15 protein-coding genes are annotated in these 16,737 nt (G+C 57.9%); 10 read left to right on the top strand and 5 right to left on the bottom strand.

The annotated features are described in order from the left end of the window. Positions 1-3 precede the first annotated feature (3 nt). The 3 genes from sdhD to ACOZ42_RS04675 all read right to left on the bottom strand — a co-directional run bounded on the left by sdhD (position 4) and on the right by ACOZ42_RS04675 (position 1,682). Positions 4-387, bottom strand: coding sequence for a succinate dehydrogenase, hydrophobic membrane anchor protein (sdhD, locus tag ACOZ42_RS04685; protein ID WP_003802535.1), 384 nt, complete (start codon positions 385-387; stop codon positions 4-6). Continuing rightward, positions 387-800, bottom strand: coding sequence for a succinate dehydrogenase, cytochrome b556 subunit (gene sdhC, locus ACOZ42_RS04680; protein WP_003802537.1), 414 nt, complete (start codon positions 798-800; stop codon positions 387-389). The genes sdhD and sdhC overlap by 1 nt, the downstream gene beginning before the upstream one ends. Positions 801-902: 102 nt before the next feature. Next, entirely contained in the window at positions 903-1,682 is a 780-nt protein-coding gene (locus ACOZ42_RS04675; protein WP_003802538.1) for a GntR family transcriptional regulator, read from the bottom strand. Positions 1,683-1,961: 279 nt separating this feature from the next. Between ACOZ42_RS04675 and ACOZ42_RS04670 the strand changes: the two genes are divergently transcribed. Further along, positions 1,962-2,951, top strand: coding sequence for a malate dehydrogenase (locus tag ACOZ42_RS04670; protein ID WP_003802540.1), 990 nt, complete (start codon positions 1,962-1,964; stop codon positions 2,949-2,951). A 127-nt stretch (positions 2,952-3,078) separates the two neighbouring features. Here ACOZ42_RS04670 and ACOZ42_RS04665 read toward each other — a convergent pair whose 3' ends face one another. Then, complete coding sequence (locus ACOZ42_RS04665) at positions 3,079-3,903, bottom strand: helix-turn-helix transcriptional regulator (RefSeq protein WP_003802542.1); 825 nt, start codon at positions 3,901-3,903, stop codon at positions 3,079-3,081. A 101-nt stretch (positions 3,904-4,004) separates the two neighbouring features. Between ACOZ42_RS04665 and ACOZ42_RS04660 the strand changes: the two genes are divergently transcribed. Beyond that, a complete protein-coding gene (locus ACOZ42_RS04660; protein WP_426345601.1) occupies positions 4,005-5,465 on the top strand; it encodes an MFS transporter in 1,461 nt (486 codons plus the stop codon). Between the two features lie 55 nt (positions 5,466-5,520). Here the strand turns inward: ACOZ42_RS04660 and prpR are convergent, their stop codons facing one another. After that, positions 5,521-7,434 carry a propionate catabolism operon regulatory protein PrpR gene (gene prpR / locus ACOZ42_RS04655; protein WP_240209054.1) on the bottom strand — a complete coding sequence of 638 codons (1,914 nt, stop codon included), beginning with the start codon at positions 7,432-7,434 and terminating at the stop codon, positions 5,521-5,523. 254 nt (positions 7,435-7,688) lie between these two features. Between prpR and prpB the strand changes: the two genes are divergently transcribed. From prpB to efp, 8 genes are all read left to right on the top strand, one after another. After that, the gene (gene prpB, locus ACOZ42_RS04650; RefSeq protein ID WP_003802547.1) at positions 7,689-8,588 is read left to right on the top strand and encodes a methylisocitrate lyase; all 900 of its coding nucleotides are present in this window, start codon (positions 7,689-7,691) and stop codon (positions 8,586-8,588) included. 105 nt (positions 8,589-8,693) lie between these two features. After that, positions 8,694-9,857: a bifunctional 2-methylcitrate synthase/citrate synthase gene (prpC, locus tag ACOZ42_RS04645; protein WP_003802550.1), complete on the top strand. Its 1,164-nt coding sequence runs from the start codon at positions 8,694-8,696 to the stop codon at positions 9,855-9,857. A 212-nt stretch (positions 9,858-10,069) separates the two neighbouring features. Further along, on the top strand, positions 10,070-10,471 hold the full coding sequence (locus ACOZ42_RS04640) for a hypothetical protein (protein ID WP_131071393.1): 402 nt from the start codon (positions 10,070-10,072) through the stop codon (positions 10,469-10,471). 11 nt (positions 10,472-10,482) lie between these two features. Further along, entirely contained in the window at positions 10,483-10,758 is a 276-nt protein-coding gene (locus tag ACOZ42_RS04635; protein WP_059318773.1) for a GNAT family N-acetyltransferase, read from the top strand. Positions 10,759-10,897: 139 nt separating this feature from the next. Further along, complete coding sequence (gene acnB / locus ACOZ42_RS04630) at positions 10,898-13,483, top strand: bifunctional aconitate hydratase 2/2-methylisocitrate dehydratase (RefSeq protein WP_003802555.1); 2,586 nt, start codon at positions 10,898-10,900, stop codon at positions 13,481-13,483. Between the two features lie 156 nt (positions 13,484-13,639). Continuing rightward, complete coding sequence (locus tag ACOZ42_RS04625; RefSeq protein ID WP_230406266.1) at positions 13,640-14,851, top strand: DUF2863 family protein; 1,212 nt, start codon at positions 13,640-13,642, stop codon at positions 14,849-14,851. A 1-nt stretch (position 14,852) separates the two neighbouring features. Beyond that, on the top strand, positions 14,853-15,992 hold the full coding sequence (gene earP / locus ACOZ42_RS04620; RefSeq protein ID WP_426345600.1) for an elongation factor P maturation arginine rhamnosyltransferase EarP: 1,140 nt from the start codon (positions 14,853-14,855) through the stop codon (positions 15,990-15,992). Positions 15,993-16,064: 72 nt separating this feature from the next. Further along, positions 16,065-16,622: an elongation factor P gene (gene efp / locus ACOZ42_RS04615; RefSeq protein ID WP_003802564.1), complete on the top strand. Its 558-nt coding sequence runs from the start codon at positions 16,065-16,067 to the stop codon at positions 16,620-16,622. Positions 16,623-16,737 lie beyond the last annotated feature (115 nt).

Genomic DNA, 16,737 nt, shown 5'->3' with positions numbered 1-16,737 from the left:
GGTTTAGAGACTCCAGATAATTTTTGCAAAAAAGACGACACTGGCCACCAGCCACAGCAAGGTCAACACTTGCAGGAACAAGCGCAGGCCAGCGGGCTTGACGTAGTCCATCCAGATGTCACGCACACCGATCCAGGCGTGCCAGGACAACGACAGGAAAAACAGGGTTGCCAGCAACTGACCCAGAGGCAGGGAGCCGACCGTGAACGAGAACAGGCCGCGCCAGGTCTCGAAATTCAGTTCACTGCTAAACAGGATGCCGCCAATGATGACCAAGGTGTAGATGGCCATGATGACTGCAGTCACCCGCTGTGCCAGAAAGTCCAAGGTACCGTAGTGGGCACCCACTACCAGGCGGTTTGCGCCAATGCGCTCACGATTAGCCATTACCACACCCCAAACAGTTTCAAACCAAACACAACAGTCAGCGCCAGGCTGACCCCAAACACCATGCCGGCCGATTTCTTGGCGGACTCTTTGTCATTACCCAGGTGCAGGTCCAGTGCCAGATAGCGGATGCCGGCACAGAAGTGGTGCAGATAGCCCCAGATCAGCACCAGAAGAATCAGCTTACAGACAGGGTTGTCGACATAGCTGCGCATGGTCTCGAAGGACTCTGGAGAGCTCACGCTCAAAGAGAACAGTGGCAATAGAACGAGCGGCAGGCAAAGAAACAGCAATGCGCCGCTGACACGATGCAAAATCGACGATTTTGCGGCCAGGGGCAAGCGGTAGCTCAATATCTGCGGCACGCTGATATTGCGATACTGCGGACGCTGCTTGGGTGCGGTATCAGACATGATGGCCTCGAAGTAGATAAAAAAAAGTCATAAAATTTTTAACCTTGGTATTTTCACCTATTTGACACGACGATGCAGTATCAAATACCGTATGCCGCCGTACTAGCTGAGTGTGTTTCGGTAATGGAAGCGCTCAGTCAGGTATAAACCCCGGCGCAACTCCATCGGTCGGTCACCATAGGTGTAGGACACACGCTCTACATACAAAAGCGGGGAGCCGGCGGCCACCTGCAGAACCGAGGCAGCCTCTTCGGTGGCGCTGACCGCGCCAATCTTTTCATCGGCACGCACCATGCTCACGCCAAACTTGCTCTCGAACCAGGCATACATCGGGCCCTTGTTCTGCTCGACGGCGTCCAGGGTCAGGCCCTTGAACACCGAGCCGGGCAACCAGATATCGTCATAAATGGTGGGAACCTGATCAAAGGAGAGGACCCGGCGCAAGTTCACCACCATGTCGGACGTGCGCAAATCGAGCAGCACCGCAACATCCGTGGGAGCCTTCATGCGACGAACATCGATGATTCGACTTTGTGAGGCGACCGGCTTGCCGTCATCGGGGGCCAGACGCAAAAACCGAAAGCGCACCCGCGCCTCGTGGTGGGTGGCTACAAACGTGCCTTTTCCTTGACGGCGAATCAGAAGATTGTCGGCGGCCAGCTCATCGATGGCCTTGCGCACCGTCCCCTGGCTGACCTGAAAACGTGCGGCCAGTTCCAGCTCACTGGGAATGGCCTCGCCAGGCTTCCACTCGCCACGATCCAGCCCCTGCAGCAGCAAAGCCTTGATCTGTTGATACAGAGGGCTATAAGCCGCGCTAGGAGCGGATTTTTCGATTTCCTGGGTGCGTAGCGGCGGCACGTTCTCAGACATGGGGCTCATAAAAAATGCGCGATAAATACAGCGGGGAACACGCATTTGTTCATAAAATAGACAGTGCGCTAATTTTCGCATGACCGGCCTCGAATGTCTAACGCTCTTATGTCTTATATAAGATATAAGACGTTTGACGTCCTTATCGTTTTGGTCTAGTCTGCGCAGTGAAAAAAGAGACTATTCCTCTTGCGAAAAACCGTTTCCCAAGCCGGCCGCCGGCTCGCAAAAGATTTAAACTGTGTTTTTCGTCACCGTCTTCAAACCCAAAAACGGAGTCATACTCTCATGTCCAAACCCGCAATGCGCGTCGCCGTTACCGGCGCTGCTGGCCAGATTGGCTACGCCCTGCTGTTTCGCATCGCTTCTGGCGAAATGCTGGGCAAAGACCAGCCTGTGATCCTGCAGTTGCTGGAGCTACCCGACGAGAAAGCCCAAAAGGCCCTGAAGGGCGTCATGATGGAACTGGACGACTGCGCGTTCCCCCTGCTGCAAGGCATGTCCGCCCACAGCGACCCTGAAAGCGCATTCAAAGATGTTGATATCGCCCTGCTGGTCGGCGCCCGTCCACGTGGCCCCGGCATGGAGCGTAAAGACCTGCTGGCCTTCAATGCCCAGATCTTCACCGCACAAGGTCGCGCCCTGAACAAAGTTGCCAGCCGCGACGTCAAGGTTCTGGTGGTGGGCAACCCTGCCAACACCAACGCCTACATCGCCATGAAATCGGCTCCTGATCTGCCAGCCAAGAACTTCACCGCCATGCTGCGCCTGGACCACAACCGCGCCCTGTCGCAACTGGCCGCCAAGTCCGGCAAGCCCGTTGCTGACATCGAGAACCTGATCGTCTGGGGCAACCACTCGCCCACGATGTACCCTGACACCCGTTTCGCGACGGTGAACGGTGAGAAGATCGACGCCATCATCAACGATCAGGCCTGGAACCGCGACACCTTCATCCCCACCGTGGGCAAACGTGGCGCCGCCATCATCGAAGCCCGTGGTCTGTCCTCGGCGGCTTCGGCTGCCAATGCCGCCATCGACCACGTGCGTGACTGGGTATTGGGCTCGAACGGCAAATGGGTCACCATGGGCGTTCCTTCGGACGGCTCCTACGGCATTCCTGAAGGCATCGTTTACGGCGTGCCCGTCACCACCGAAAACGGCGAGTACAAACGTGTGGAAGGCCTGGAAATTGACGCCTTCTCGCGTGAGCGCATGGACCACACCTTGAACGAACTGCTGGAAGAACGTGACGGTGTGAAAGACCTGCTGGGTTAATTAAACCGCCAGTGTCTGCAATCCCCGCCCGTATCGGCGGGGATTTTTTTTGCCTGTCGCCTTATCACTGATGCCTGCTGCTCGATACTTCGCGCCTGGAACCAGTGCGCTGGAACACGGCACAAGCCTATCCAACCCTAGGCTGGCCGCTCCCGTCGTCTGAATCTTCCTGCACAGACGGCACATACACCACCATACGCAAATGACGACTCTCATCAATGATGAGCGAGGTCTGCTCAAACTCGCGCAACTCCCCATCTACAAGCACGGTGCGTAACGCGCCGCAAGGTGAATGCACATCATGTTGCTCCCACCACTGCTTGAACTCCGGTGATACGCGTTTGAGCTCATTGGCCAGTTCATGAATATCCGTTCCGTCTGTGGCCCGAGCAAAGTCGCGACGAAAACTGGTCAACATCTCCAGCGCCTGCGATTCCCAAGGGACAAAGCGGGTGTGCAAAGCGGGATTCGTAAACATCTGCCACAGAAGATTGCGCTGCCCATCTGGATACGCCCCCAAGCCCAGCAGATCATCCGCCAAGGCATTAAAGCCCAGCACATCCCAGCGTAAATTCAAGACAAAAGCCGGATGCGGCAAGTCGTGCATCAAGCGTCGCACCAAGGGCGGCAAGACACACCAGGTAATTCCTGGCTCGGCAGGCAGGCGCTCATGCGCCAGCAAGAACAAGTGTCTGCGTTCGGCCGCATCCAGTTTCAGAACACGGGCCAAATTGTCCAGAAAGCTGGCCGATACGCCAATATCACGCCCTTGCTCCAACCAGGTGTACCAGGTCAGCCCCACTCCCGCCAAAGCCGCCACCTCCTCGCGCCGCAAGCCCGGAGTGCGGCGCCGTCCGCCACTGGGCAAGCCCACCTCCTCCGGCAAAAGACGTTCACGGCATGCGCGCAAAAAGGCAGACAGCTCCGGGCGTGTTCGCTCCAGCGTCCTCATCAATCAGCACCCCATTGCTTTAAGTAATAGCATAAACAGTTAAATTGTAATTGTTTAAAAAGAGTTCAAGAATACACGGGTTTTCCATTCAGACAAGCATCATGAACTCGAACTCTTATTGCCAAACCCCACCCCCGCCGACGCCCGACACACCGCCCTGGCTAGGCTTGTCCGTTTTACTTCTAGCTGGTTTTGTGACCATTTTTGATCTGTTCGTGGTCAATGTGGCTATCCCGGACATGCAAAGCAGGCTGGGAGCAAGCTTTAGTCAGATCGGTTTTATTGTGGCGGGCTATGAACTAGCCTTTGGGGTGCTGCTGATCACTGGCGGGCGGCTGGGCGATTTATGGGGTCGGCGCAGGCTCTTTCAGATTGGCATGGCCGGTTTCACATTAGCCTCGGCACTATGCGGGCTGGCACCCAGCGCTTTCTTGCTGATCCTGGCCAGGGTGCTGCAGGGTCTGGCCGCCGCCCTACTTTTTCCCCAGGTCTACGCGTCCATCCGGGTCAACTTTGACGGTGATAACAGCCGTCGCGCCTTTGGTCTGTTGGGAATGACATTGGGTCTGGCTGCGATTGCGGGACAGGTGCTGGGAGGATGGCTGGTTCATTTCAACCTGTTTGGTCTGGGCTGGCGCAGCATCTTTCTGATCAACCTGCCTGTGGGTCTGCTGGCGATTGGGGCGGCTCGCTACATTCCCGAAACCCGTGCGCCCCAGGGCCAGGGGCTGGACAGCACGGGCGTGGTTCTCATCAGTCTTGCCCTGAGCCTGCTGCTGATCCCCCTTATCCAAAGCTCAGAGCACGGCTGGCCCCCATCCAGCCTGGCCGCCCTGGCGGCCTCCGGACTTTTGCTTCTGGCTTTCTACAAACAGCAGGAAAAACGCCGACAGGCGGGGCAGTCGCCCCTGGTGGATATGCAACTGCTGGCCCAGCCACGCTTTGCCTTAGGCGCTTTACTGGTCCTGCTGGTGTATTCCACGGCCAGCTCGTTCTTTCTCTGCTTTGTCCTTTTGTTGCAAAGCGGCCTGGGTCTGAGTCCGTTTCAGGCGGGCAGTATTTTCGCGCCCGCCAGCGCAGGCTTTGTGGCTGCGTCTCTGGGTGCACCACGCCTGGTCGCCCGTTATGGCACCCGTGCGATTACAGCCGGCGCCCTTGGCTATACGCTGTCCTTTGCCTGGCTGATCGCTCAGGTCGCCTGGACAGGAGCCCGGATGGAACCCGCTCACCTGATTCCCGTCCTGATTTTTCTGGGCGCCAGCCAAGGCCTGATCATGACTCCTTTGCTGAATCTGGTTCTGGGTTTTGTCAAAGCGGCTCAGGCAGGCATGGCATCCGGGGTGATTTCCAGCATCCAGCAAGTTGGGGCAGCGCTAGGGGTGGCCGTGGTTGGCCTGCTCTTTACTGCGGGCCGAAACGCAGGTGGTCTTGCCTCCTCCCAGACCGAACAATATGTGGCGGCCTTTGTAGCAGGCATGAGCTATAACCTGCTGGCCTGCATCCTGGTCTGCCTATTACTGATGGCGTTGAGCAAACTCGCTCAATATCAGGAGCAGCCCTAACCACCAACAGCCCCTTCCCCCACGGGCTGGCTTGAGCAGGCGGGCAGCCACTGCCTCACTTCTTGCGCAATTTACGCCACAAGGTGCTGCGACTGATCCCCAGTTGCTGGGCAGCCAAAGCACGATTACCGCCGCATGCTTGCAGCACCTGGGCCACATGCTCCTGTTCATTGCGCTCTTGCCGCTCACGCAGCGCGGGCACCGCCTTCTCTGTGGCGGTCGCCTGCAATTCCGGAGCGATTTCCTCCAGCTGTACCGCCTGCTCCCCCTGGACAGAGCCAAGCACAATCAGCCGCTCAATCAGGTTTTCCAGCTCACGGATATTACCGGGCCAGGCGTAATCAGGGCCCCGCTTCAACAATTGCGTCAGCCACGTTGGCTGCAACGTCAGCGCGCCGCCTAAACGCTGGGCTACTTTCCCCAAAAGATGCTCCACCAGCTCCGGCAGATCGTCGGTGCGCAGCCGCAAAGGCGGCAAGCGCAGCACCAGAATATTCAGGCGATAAAACAAATCCTGGCGGAACACTCCTTCTTTCACCTGCGCCGCCAAATCGCGATGCGTCGCGGCAATCACACGCACATCGACCGGCGTGGGCTCAATCGCCCCGATACGCAAGACTTCCTTCTCCTGCAACACACGCAACAAGCGAGTTTGCAAAGGCAAAGGCATTTCCCCGATCTCATCCAGAAACAAGGTACCGGTATGAGCCGCTTCCACCAGGCCCACTTTGCCGCCCCGGCTCGAGCCCGTAAATGCCCCTTCCACATAACCAAACAGCTCGCTCTCCAGCAGGCTGTCGGGAAAAGCGGCACAGTTGACTGCCACAAACGGTTGACCACGCCGGGCGCTGGCGCTGTGTATGCCCTGAGCCAGCAGCTCCTTGCCCGTCCCGCTTTCGCCAATGATCAAGGTCGTGGCCGTGCTTTGTGCACAAGCCTGGGCCTGAGCACGTAATGTGCGCATGGCCGAACTCTGCCCTATCAAGTCGGCCAGTTGATAACGGGCATGCCGCGACGCGGTCTGCTGGCTACGTGAGCGCAAACTGCGATCCAGCCGCTGAATGGCTGCCGGGTCCTGACAAATCAACACAGCCCCACTCAGGCGCCCCTGCTCGAGAATCGGCATACGGGTCACAATCGCCGTGCGCCCTCCCACCTGCTGCACCGTATCAAGCTCTACTTCCACACTGCGCAGTGTGCCGGCCAGATCCAGCTCGGGATACAAGGCCCCCAGGCGGCGCCCGATCATGGCCTGAGCAGGCTGACCCAACCAGGCTTCCATGGCCGGGTTCACGGTTTCAATACGCTCATCCCTATCGACTGACACCACACCGTCACGCAACTGCGCCAAAATCGTATTCAAGCGATCCCGACGAGCCGCTTCAGCGCGAGCAACACGGGCTAGTTCGATAGCGGACTCCAAAGCCTGTCGCACTGCTCCTTGTGAATACAGGAGCACGCCTTCCATCTGGTTCTCACGCGCCAGATCCACGACCAGCCCGGGTGCCAGCACCCACTCCACACCCAGCTCTTTCAAATCCTGAACACAGCTACGTGCATCGGCCTCGCTGCGATAGCTGCGTAGCTCCACGGGCAGATCAAAACGCTGCACAAACTCCATCAACTCAAGCGGTATTTCGCCATAGGTCACCACGGCTTTGCGCTCGGCCTGTGCCGAGGCCAGACTGCCCATAATGTCGAAACCACCGGGATGTACCAGCACCACGGGCAGGTCTAGATGCTCACGCAAATAACTGCCGTTGGAACCGGCGGACACCAAAACGTCGATTTCACCTGTTTGTCGCAAAACCTGCACGGTTTCCACGGCCTCGCCATAAGCCTTGTCCACGATCAGAATTTCAGCCTGGGCGCGGAACTGCGGCACCAGCTCTTCCAAGAGAGACCGCAGTCCGTGCAAACCGAACGCCACCAGACGCAGACGAGCAGGAAGGGAAGACGGATAAGGCATGTGGTTTCATCCAGGCATCAACAATGCGACATTGTTTCAAATTACGTTTCAACATTGAAACACAAAACAGTGAAAGGCAGTATTCACGAAAAGAACTGACGCGTGCAAACCGTGGCAGAAATCCCCGCCTAGTCTGGCTTCAGGCGTTTCATCGCCCCCATACCTGAACTTGGCACAGCATTTGCTTTATTGAAACCAACCCATCGCAGCATCACGCTGACGACATTTTTTTATCTTGTGATCTGGAGCCCCAAATGAGCCAAAATCCACTGACATCGGCAGGCGCCCGTTTCCGCCAGGCCCTGCGCGACGAGCAGCCTTTGCAAATCATTGGCGCCATCAACGCCAATCACGCCTTGTTGGCACAACGAGCCAATTACCGTGCCATTTATCTGTCGGGCGGCGGTGTGGCTGCCGGGTCCCTGGGTCTGCCTGACCTGGGTATCAATACCCTGGACGATGTCCTCACCGACATTCGTCGTATTACCGATGTGTGCGATCTGCCCCTGATGGTGGACATTGACACCGGCTTTGGCGCCTCGGCCTTCAACATTGCTCGCACCATCAAAAGCCTGATCAAGTTTGGCGCGGCTGCCTGCCACATTGAGGATCAGGTAGGTGCCAAGCGTTGCGGTCACCGCCCCGGCAAGGAAATTGTCAGCACGGAGGAAATGGCTGACCGCGTGAAAGCCGCTGTGGATGCTCGCACCGACCCGGATTTTTTCATCATGGCCCGCACGGACGCGATTGCAGTGGAGGGCGTGGATGCCGCCCTGGAGCGCGCCCAGGCCTGCGTGGAGGCTGGTGCTGACGGCATTTTTGCCGAGGCCTGCTACGATCTGGACACCTATCGGCGTTTTACCGACACCCTGAATGTGCCCGTGTTGGCCAATATCACAGAATTTGGACAAACCCCACTGTTTACCGTGCAGGAACTGGCCTCGGTCAATGTCGCCATGGTTCTCTATCCACTGTCCGCATTCCGCGCCATGAACAAAGCAGCCGAAACCGTCTATCAGGCGATCCGCCGTGACGGGCATCAAAAAAATGTCATCGATTTGATGCAGACTCGCGAGGAACTGTACGATCGTATCGGCTACCATGCTTACGAGCAAAGCCTCGACAAGCTGTTCCAGAAAAACAAGAAGTCCTGAGCCATCACAGGCTCCCGCCAGCCCCGCCAAACCGGGCCTCGCGCGGGTCAAAACCCCATTTGGCAGCCAGCCTCGCGCGGGCTGCCCAGCAACCAGGAGACCTTTATGAGCAGTACCGAGAACACCCCTAGCACTGGCTTCAAGCCCAAGAAATCTGTTGCCTTGTCTGGCGTTGTCGCAGGTAATACCGCCTTGTGCACGGTCGGTCGCAGCGGCAATGACCTGCACTACCGCGGCTACGACATCCTGGACCTGGCCCAGGCTTGCGAATTTGAGGAAGTGGCTTACTTGCTGATTCACGGCAAGCTGCCTAACCGCAATGAATTGCGCGCCTACAAGCAAAAACTCAAGCGTCTGCGCGGCCTGCCCCTGGCCCTGCAAAGCGCACTGGAAACCCTGCCCGCCCACAGCCACCCCATGGACGTGATGCGCACGGCCGTATCGGTGCTGGGTTGTGTGCTGCCTGAAAAGGACGACCACAACCTGCCCGACGCCCGCGACATCGCGGACCGCCTGCTGGCCTGCCTGGGCTCTGCCCTGCTGTACTGGTATCACTACAGCCACAATGGCGAGATGATCGACGTGCAGACCGACGATGACAGCATCGGCGCGCACTTCCTGCACCTGCTGCATGGCGAAAAGCCTTCGGCCGAGTGGGAAAAAGCCATGCACGTGTCGCTGAACCTGTACGCCGAACACGAATTCAACGCCTCCACTTTCACGAGCCGCGTCATTGCCGGTACAGGCTCGGACTTTTATTCCGCGATCTCCGGCGCCATTGGCGCCCTGCGCGGCCCCAAGCACGGCGGTGCCAACGAAGTGGCTTTTGAAATCCAGAAGCGCTACGAGACGGCCGACCAGGCCGAAGAAGACATCCGCAAGCGCGTGGAGAACAAGGAAGTCATTATTGGCTTTGGCCACCCCGTCTACACCATTTCCGACCCCCGCAATGAAGTTATCAAATCGGTGGCCAAGGAGCTGGCCCAGGCCGATGGCAACACTCGCATGTATGAAATTGCCGAGCGTCTGGAAAGCGTGATGTGGGAAGTGAAAAAAATGTTCCCCAACCTGGACTGGTTCTCGGCCGTGTCTTACCACACCATGGGCGTGCCCACCGCCATGTTCACGCCCTTGTTTGTGATTGCGCGTACCGCAGGCTGGGCCGCTCACATCATCGAGCAGCGCGTGGACAACAAAATCATCCGTCCTACCGCCAACTACATTGGCCCTGAGAATCAGCGCTTCGTACCCCTGGATGAGCGCCCATAAGTCATAGATCCTGGGCTATTATTCGCTTGTGATCTTGACCACAAGCCAACGCGCAAGCCTCACCGTTTCCGGTGAGCCCGAGCGAGGCAAGGTGGAAATGGCGCCAGGGGCGCCTCCATATAGTGACGGAGATGCTCCGGTCCTCTGGCCGGGGTTCTTCACTCTCGGCCCCGCTGCATCACGCAGGCGGGGCCGTCTTGCTGGTAACTTCAATGCTCTCTGATTTTGTACGCTATGCCTTGCCACTGGCCGGCACCCTGATGATTGCCTGTGCCCTGACCAGCCTGGTTTCCGGCGCTTATTTGCTTCTTTTCAATCTGCGTCGCAGCCATCAGGTGTTGCGTCACCCTTATCTGGATCAGTACCCCTGGGAAAAGCTGACGCTGCCCCTCAAAGCCGGTGTGCTGCTGGATTATTTTTTGCGCCTGAATTTCCCCAAACGCCAAGGCTCGCTGTTTGGCAATGCCAATCGCCTGCTCCAGCACGTACAACCCGACGATGTTCCCATGGGCATCAAATGGCCCCTGATGGGACTGTGGGGCGGCTGCTTTCTGGGCATGATCTGCATGCTGGCCGTTTGGGTTCTGATCGCCCTGCACTCCAACCCTACCTGAGGGAGCCTGCCATGACGGCCACCATCCATCACGACCCACAAGCACGTCTGTTTTACTGCGACATTGAAAACCGCCGCAGCGTCATCGAATACGAACTGGCCGATGCAGTCATGAGCATCACCCACACGCGTGTGCCACCCGAGCTGGAAGGCCGTGGCATTGCCGGGCAACTGACTCGCTTTGCACTGGAAACGGCAAAAAACCAACAGTGGAAAGTGCGGCCCGTATGCAGTTACGCGGTGGTCTATATGCGCCGTCACCCCGAATACGCCGATCTGCTGGCCTGAACCCCAGAACGTTCAGCTTTCAGTAAGTCTTATATAAGATATAAGACCATTGCTTCACTGCGCGCTTCAAATTACAATTGAGGCGAGACGCGATTTATTGCATTTTCATATCAACCATTTACCGATAGGCACCCGCACTATGCTGGACTCTTACCGCGAACATGTTGCCGAGCGCGCTGCTCTGGGCATTCCCCCGCTGCCTTTGTCGGCTCAGCAGACCGCCGAGCTGATCGAGCTCATCAAGAACCCACCTGCCGGTGAGGAAGCATTTCTGGTCGACCTGCTGACGCACCGCGTCCCCGCCGGTGTGGACGATGCGGCCAAAGTGAAGGCCTCCTACCTGGCCGCCATCGCGCTGGGCACAGAAACCTGTGCTTTGATCAGCCGCGAGCGCGCTACAGAGCTGCTGGGAACCATGCTGGGTGGCTACAACATCAGCCCGCTGATCGAATTGCTGGACAGCCCCGAGCTGGGCCAGATTGCCGCCAACGGCCTGAAAAACACCCTGTTGATGTTCGACTCGTTCCATGACGTCCAGGAAAAAGCCGAGAAAGGCAATGTATTTGCCAAGGAAGTCCTGCAAAGCTGGGCTGACGGCGAATGGTTCACCAGCCGCCCTGAGGTTCCCGAAAGCCTGACCGTTACCGTTTTCAAGGTCACTGGCGAGACCAACACGGACGATCTGTCGCCCGCCCCTGACGCCTGGAGCCGCCCGGACATTCCGCTGCACGCGCTGGCCATGCTGAAAAATCCGCGCCCCGGTATCGAACCCGAAGAGCCCGGCAAGAAAGGTCCTGTCAGCTTCATCGAATCCCTGAAAGAAAAAGGCCATCTGGTTGCCTACGTGGGTGACGTGGTGGGTACCGGTTCTTCGCGCAAGTCGGCCACCAACTCCGTGCTGTGGTTCACCGGCCAAGACATCCCCTTCGTTCCCAACAAGCGTTTCGGTGGCGTGTGCCTGGGCAGCAAAATTGCCCCCATCTTCTACAACACCATGGAAGATGCCGGCGCGTTGCCAATCGAACTGGACGTGTCCAAAATGGAAATGGGCGACGTTATCGAACTGCGCCCCTACGAAGGCAAGGCCTTCAAGAACGGCGAGCTGATCGCTGAGTTCCAGGTCAAGTCCGACGTGCTGTTTGACGAAGTGCGCGCCGGCGGCCGTATACCACTGATTATCGGCCGTGGCCTGACCACCCGTGCTCGCGAAGCACTGGGCCTGCCTCCGACCACCCTGTTCCGCCTGCCACAAAGCCCTGCCGATTCCGGCAAAGGCTTCTCCCTGGCCCAGAAGATGGTTGGCCGTGCTTGCGGTCTGCCCGAAGGCCAAGGCGTGCGTCCCGGTACGTACTGCGAACCACGCATGACCACCGTTGGTAGCCAGGACACCACTGGCCCAATGACGCGCGACGAACTCAAAGACCTGGCTTGCCTGGGCTTCTCGTCCGATCTGGTGATGCAGTCCTTCTGCCACACCGCCGCTTACCCCAAACCTGTTGACGTCAAGACTCACCACGAGCTGCCTGCTTTCATCAGCACACGCGGCGGTGTTTCCCTGCGCCCAGGCGACGGTATCATCCACTCCTGGCTGAACCGCATGTTGTTGCCCGATACCGTCGGTACCGGTGGCGACTCGCACACCCGTTTCCCGATTGGCATCAGCTTCCCGGCCGGTTCCGGTTTGGTGGCCTTTGCTGCTGCTACCGGTGTGATGCCTCTGGACATGCCAGAATCCGTTCTGGTGCGCTTCAAGGGCGAAATGCAGCCCGGCGTCACGCTGCGTGACCTGGTTAACGCCATTCCTCTGTACGCCATCAAGCAAGGTTTGCTGACCGTGGAAAAAGCCGGCAAGAAGAACATCTTCTCCGGCCGCATCCTGGAAATCGAAGGCCTGCCCAACCTGAAGATCGAACAGGCTTTCGAGCTGTCCGACGCTTCGGCTGAGCGTTCTGCCGCCGCATGTACCGTGCGTCTGAACAAGGAACCCATCATCGAATACCTGAACAGCAACATCACGCTGCTCAAGTGGATGATTGCCAATGGCTACGAAGACGAGCGCACCATCTCGCGTCGCATCAAGGCCATGGAAGCCTGGTTGGCCAATCCAGAACTGCTCGAACCCGATGCAGACGCAGAATACGCCGCCGTCATCGATATCGACCTGGCTGAAATCCACGAGCCTATCGTGGCCTGCCCGAACGACCCTGACGATGTAAAAACCCTGTCCGACGTGTCCGGCACCGTGATCGACGAAGTGTTTATCGGTAGCTGCATGACCAACATCGGCCACTTCCGTGCCGCCTCCAAGCTGCTGGAAGGCAAGCGCGACATTCCAACCCGTCTGTGGGTCGCTCCTCCGACCAAGATGGACCAGCAACAGCTGACCGAAGAAGGCCACTACGGCGTTCTGGGTGTAGCCGGTGCGCGTATGGAAATGCCAGGCTGCTCGCTGTGCATGGGTAACCAGGCTCAGGTTCGTGAGGGCGCCACCGTCATGTCCACCAGCACCCGTAACTTCCCCAACCGTCTGGGCAAGAACACCAACGTGTTCCTGGGTTCGGCTGAGTTGGCGGCGATCTGCTCGCGTCTGGGTCGCATCCCCACCCGCGAAGAGTATCTGGCCGATATGGGTGTGCTGCAAGCCAATAGCAAGGACATCTATCGCTACATGAACTTCGACCAGATCGAAGAGTTCAAGGAAATTGCCGACTCCGTAGGTCTGTAAGTCCTAGCTTTTGCCTGAAAACGCCCTCGCCGCCCATGCGGTGAGGGCGTTTTTGTTTGTCCTTTTGATCCGGCCCCCTAGGGGCTTCCCTCATTCGCACACCCCAGTCGTGGCAAAGGGTAAACTAGCCTGTCCCTCTATCGGCTTTGTATGTCCATGTCGCAACTCAACTCCAAACTGCTCGCCCAACAACCCAAAGAAATCCAGCGTCTGCTCACTTACACGGACGCGCTGGTCCGTTCCGGCTCGCAGATCGAAGACCGCTACTGGCAAGGGCTGACCGCTCAATTGCTGGACAAGCTCTATAGCGGACGACGCAATACGGCCGTGGAACAAACGCTGGAACTGCTGGGCAGCCAGCAGCAACACCAGCATTACGAAATTCTGATGGAACTGGCCGAATCCCACGCGGAATGCCAGCAAATCGAACATGAGGGCGTGCGCTACGATGCGCTGCTGTTCTCGGCCCCCCTCACTGCCTGGACGCGTTATCAGTTGCCCCAGGGCGTGCTCAAGCCCCAGCAGCACAAGGAGCTGGAAGACGCCCTGCGCGCGACCGTTCTGGCAGAAGGCACGCTGTGTGCACTGCTGCCCAATCTGGTCAACTACGACGAGATGCCCCAGACGTACCAGCAGGCCTACACCTGGACTCGCAGCCTGACCGCGCAAGCCTTGGGTCGCAGTCAGGAACTGCCGCCGCTGAACAAGCCCGAAGAAGCCAGCAGCCTGCTCGCAGATGCCCGCTTTCTGATTGGCGTTGTCATGGCCCCGGTCGGCCAGCCCCTGTTTCGTTGGCAACAAGCCAGCGACAATCTGCACGCGGACCATCTGCGTTATGTCGAGCAATGGGTGGAGCGTTACTCGGCTATCGTCACTCCTTTGTTTACAGGCTGCCAGCTGCAGTTTCTGGCCCCTAATGCCTACTACGTTAATAACCGCGAATCTGATCGGGAAATTCGCCCCTTGGCGCTCAAAGCGGGGGTGACCTGGCTGCAAACCGCAGTCAAGCTCTCGCCCGATCATTTACGCGCGGTGATCGTGGCCTGCGGGGATGAACAGGTCGAAGAATACCGGGTAGGCTTTAGCACCCTTTCCTCGCCCACCGTCATTTATGGTTGTATCTGGCCTGTTCTAAGCCAGGAAGAGGCGGATTCCTCGTTCCACAACGAGGACCACATCGATATTCCGGATGTGATTGCAGCGCTGCTGAGCACCTTGGGCCTGGTCCAGATCCAGCGTTTGCCCGGCCTGCACTCCACCGAGACCTGCGACGATTGCAACGCCCCCTTCTTCCCGGATATCAATGGCGAGATGCAACACCCGGAACTGCCGGACGAAATCGACCTGGACCCCGTACAGCTGCACTAAATTGAACACTGCTCCTGTTTCTCAGCCTGTATCCATAGACCTGTTTTGCCGTGTTATCGACAATCTGGGGGATATAGGCGTGTGCTGGCGGCTGGCCCGTCAGCTGGCTGCCAGCCCCGATGTCGCTCAGCTGCGCCTGTGGGTGGATGATCTGCACAGCTTCAGCCGCATTCAGTCCGAAATCCAAAGCGGTCTGCAAAGCCAGCAGCTGCAAGGTGTAGATATAGAACACTGGCACGATGCGCGCCAGGACTACCCTGCGCCACATCCCTTTGTGATCGAAGCCTTTGCCTGCGAGCCGCCCGACGCCATGACAAGGCAACTGACGGCAGACAGCCATCTATGGATCAATCTGGATTACCTGAGCGCGGAACCCTGGGTGCAAGGCTGTCACGGTCTGCCCTCCCCGCAAGCAAACGGGGCCAACAAGTATTTCTTTTTCCCCGGATTTGTCCCGCAAACAGGGGGCCTGCTGCGTGAAAGCGATCTTCTGGCCCGCCGCGATGCCTTTCAACAAGACGATGCCGCCTACCAGGCCATGCTGAACCGTCTGGGCGTGGCGCAGGAACACATTCAAGCCTTGCTCCAGGGCGAGATGCAGCAAATGTTCCTGTTCTGCTATCCCGATGCACCCGTGCTGGCCCTGCCCGAGGTGCTATCCACGCGACAGCAGAAAACCTTGCTGCTGGTGCCCGAGTCGGTTGCCCAACGCATCCCGGATCTGGAGCAAGGCAACTTGCTGGTCCAGCGTATCCCTGCTGTGAACCAGGCCGACTTTGATGCCTTGCTCTGGCGCAGCGCACTGAATATCGTACGCGGCGAGGACTCGCTGGTGCGCGCCATCTGGGCCGGTCAGCCCATGCTGTGGCAGCCCTACGTGCAGGAAGAACAGGCCCATCTGGACAAGCTTCAAGCCTGGCTGGATACCGGCAATCTACCCGAACCGGTTCAAGCCCTGCATCTGGCCTGGAGCAGCGCAGATCAGTCCGGTGCTGCCGCTGCCTTGAGCCGCTGTCTGGAACCTGAGGTGTTGCGTCTATGGCACCAAGAAGCCCGCGCATATAGTGCAAAACTGGCTGAACAAGCCGATTTGGCCAGCAGTTTGCTGAGTTTTTACACCCAAGTCGCCCGAAAACGCTAAAATAACCGATTACCTCTTAAAAGCTCCCTGACACTGCGTTTGGCGGAGCCTGTCCCATTCGGAGTTTTTTTAATGAAAACCGCACAAGAACTGCGCGTTGGTAACGTCGCTATGGTCAATGGCGACCCTCTGGTCGTTCAGAAAACGGAATACAACAAATCCGGTCGCAACTCCGCCGTTGTCAAACTGAAGTTCAAGAACTTGCTGACCGGCTCGAACAGCGAAGCCGTGCACAAAGCCGACGAAAAATTTGAAGTTGTTCAGCTGGAAAAGCGCGAATGCACGTACTCCTACTTCGCTGATCCCATGTACGTCTTCATGGACGAAGAGTACAACCAGTACGAAATCGAAGCCGAAAGCATGGGCGACGCCCTGGACTACCTGGAAGAAAACATGTCCGTTGAGGCCGTTTTCTACGAAGGCCGTGCCATCTCGGTTGAGCTGCCCACCATCATCGTGCGCGAAATCACCTACACCGAACCTGCCGTGAAAGGCGATACCTCCGGTAAAGTGCTGAAACCCGCCAAGATCAACACAGGCACCGAAATCAGCGTGCCTTTGTTCTGCAACATCGGTGACAAGATCGAAATCGACACCCGCACTGGCGAATACCGCAGCCGCGTGATGTAAGAAAGTCGTCGTGCCGCCCAGTGCGGTACGCGCAAAAAAAGGGGCTGTTTTTACAGCCCCTTTTTCCTGTCTGTCACCATGGGTGCTCGAGACGATTTGGCGTCCGATCCATAGC

Source organism: Alcaligenes sp. HNGD-HTN06, assembly GCF_049932565.1.
Taxonomy (GTDB): domain Bacteria; phylum Pseudomonadota; class Gammaproteobacteria; order Burkholderiales; family Burkholderiaceae_B; genus Alcaligenes; species Alcaligenes ammonioxydans.
The sequence above is the reverse complement of the archived record's forward strand: the minus strand, read 5'-3'. Positions and strand labels throughout refer to the sequence as shown.

Bases quoted from the DNA above. Each gene is read 5' to 3' on its own strand.
- sdhD (WP_003802535.1), bottom strand. From the start codon at position 387: ATGGCTAATCGTGAGCGCATTGGCGCAAACCGCCTGGTAGTGGGTGCC.
- sdhC (WP_003802537.1), bottom strand. From the start codon at position 800: ATGTCTGATACCGCACCCAAGCAGCGTCCGCAGTATCGCAATATCAGC.
- ACOZ42_RS04675 (WP_003802538.1), bottom strand. From the start codon at position 1,682: ATGAGCCCCATGTCTGAGAACGTGCCGCCGCTACGCACCCAGGAAATC.
- ACOZ42_RS04670 (WP_003802540.1), top strand. From the start codon at position 1,962: ATGTCCAAACCCGCAATGCGCGTCGCCGTTACCGGCGCTGCTGGCCAG.
- ACOZ42_RS04665 (WP_003802542.1), bottom strand. From the start codon at position 3,903: ATGAGGACGCTGGAGCGAACACGCCCGGAGCTGTCTGCCTTTTTGCGC.
- ACOZ42_RS04660 (WP_426345601.1), top strand. From the start codon at position 4,005: ATGAACTCGAACTCTTATTGCCAAACCCCACCCCCGCCGACGCCCGAC.
- prpR (WP_240209054.1), bottom strand. From the start codon at position 7,434: ATGCCTTATCCGTCTTCCCTTCCTGCTCGTCTGCGTCTGGTGGCGTTC.
- prpB (WP_003802547.1), top strand. From the start codon at position 7,689: ATGAGCCAAAATCCACTGACATCGGCAGGCGCCCGTTTCCGCCAGGCC.
- prpC (WP_003802550.1), top strand. From the start codon at position 8,694: ATGAGCAGTACCGAGAACACCCCTAGCACTGGCTTCAAGCCCAAGAAA.
- ACOZ42_RS04640 (WP_131071393.1), top strand. From the start codon at position 10,070: ATGCTCTCTGATTTTGTACGCTATGCCTTGCCACTGGCCGGCACCCTG.
- ACOZ42_RS04635 (WP_059318773.1), top strand. From the start codon at position 10,483: ATGACGGCCACCATCCATCACGACCCACAAGCACGTCTGTTTTACTGC.
- acnB (WP_003802555.1), top strand. From the start codon at position 10,898: ATGCTGGACTCTTACCGCGAACATGTTGCCGAGCGCGCTGCTCTGGGC.
- ACOZ42_RS04625 (WP_230406266.1), top strand. From the start codon at position 13,640: ATGTCGCAACTCAACTCCAAACTGCTCGCCCAACAACCCAAAGAAATC.
- efp (WP_003802564.1), top strand. From the start codon at position 16,065: ATGAAAACCGCACAAGAACTGCGCGTTGGTAACGTCGCTATGGTCAAT.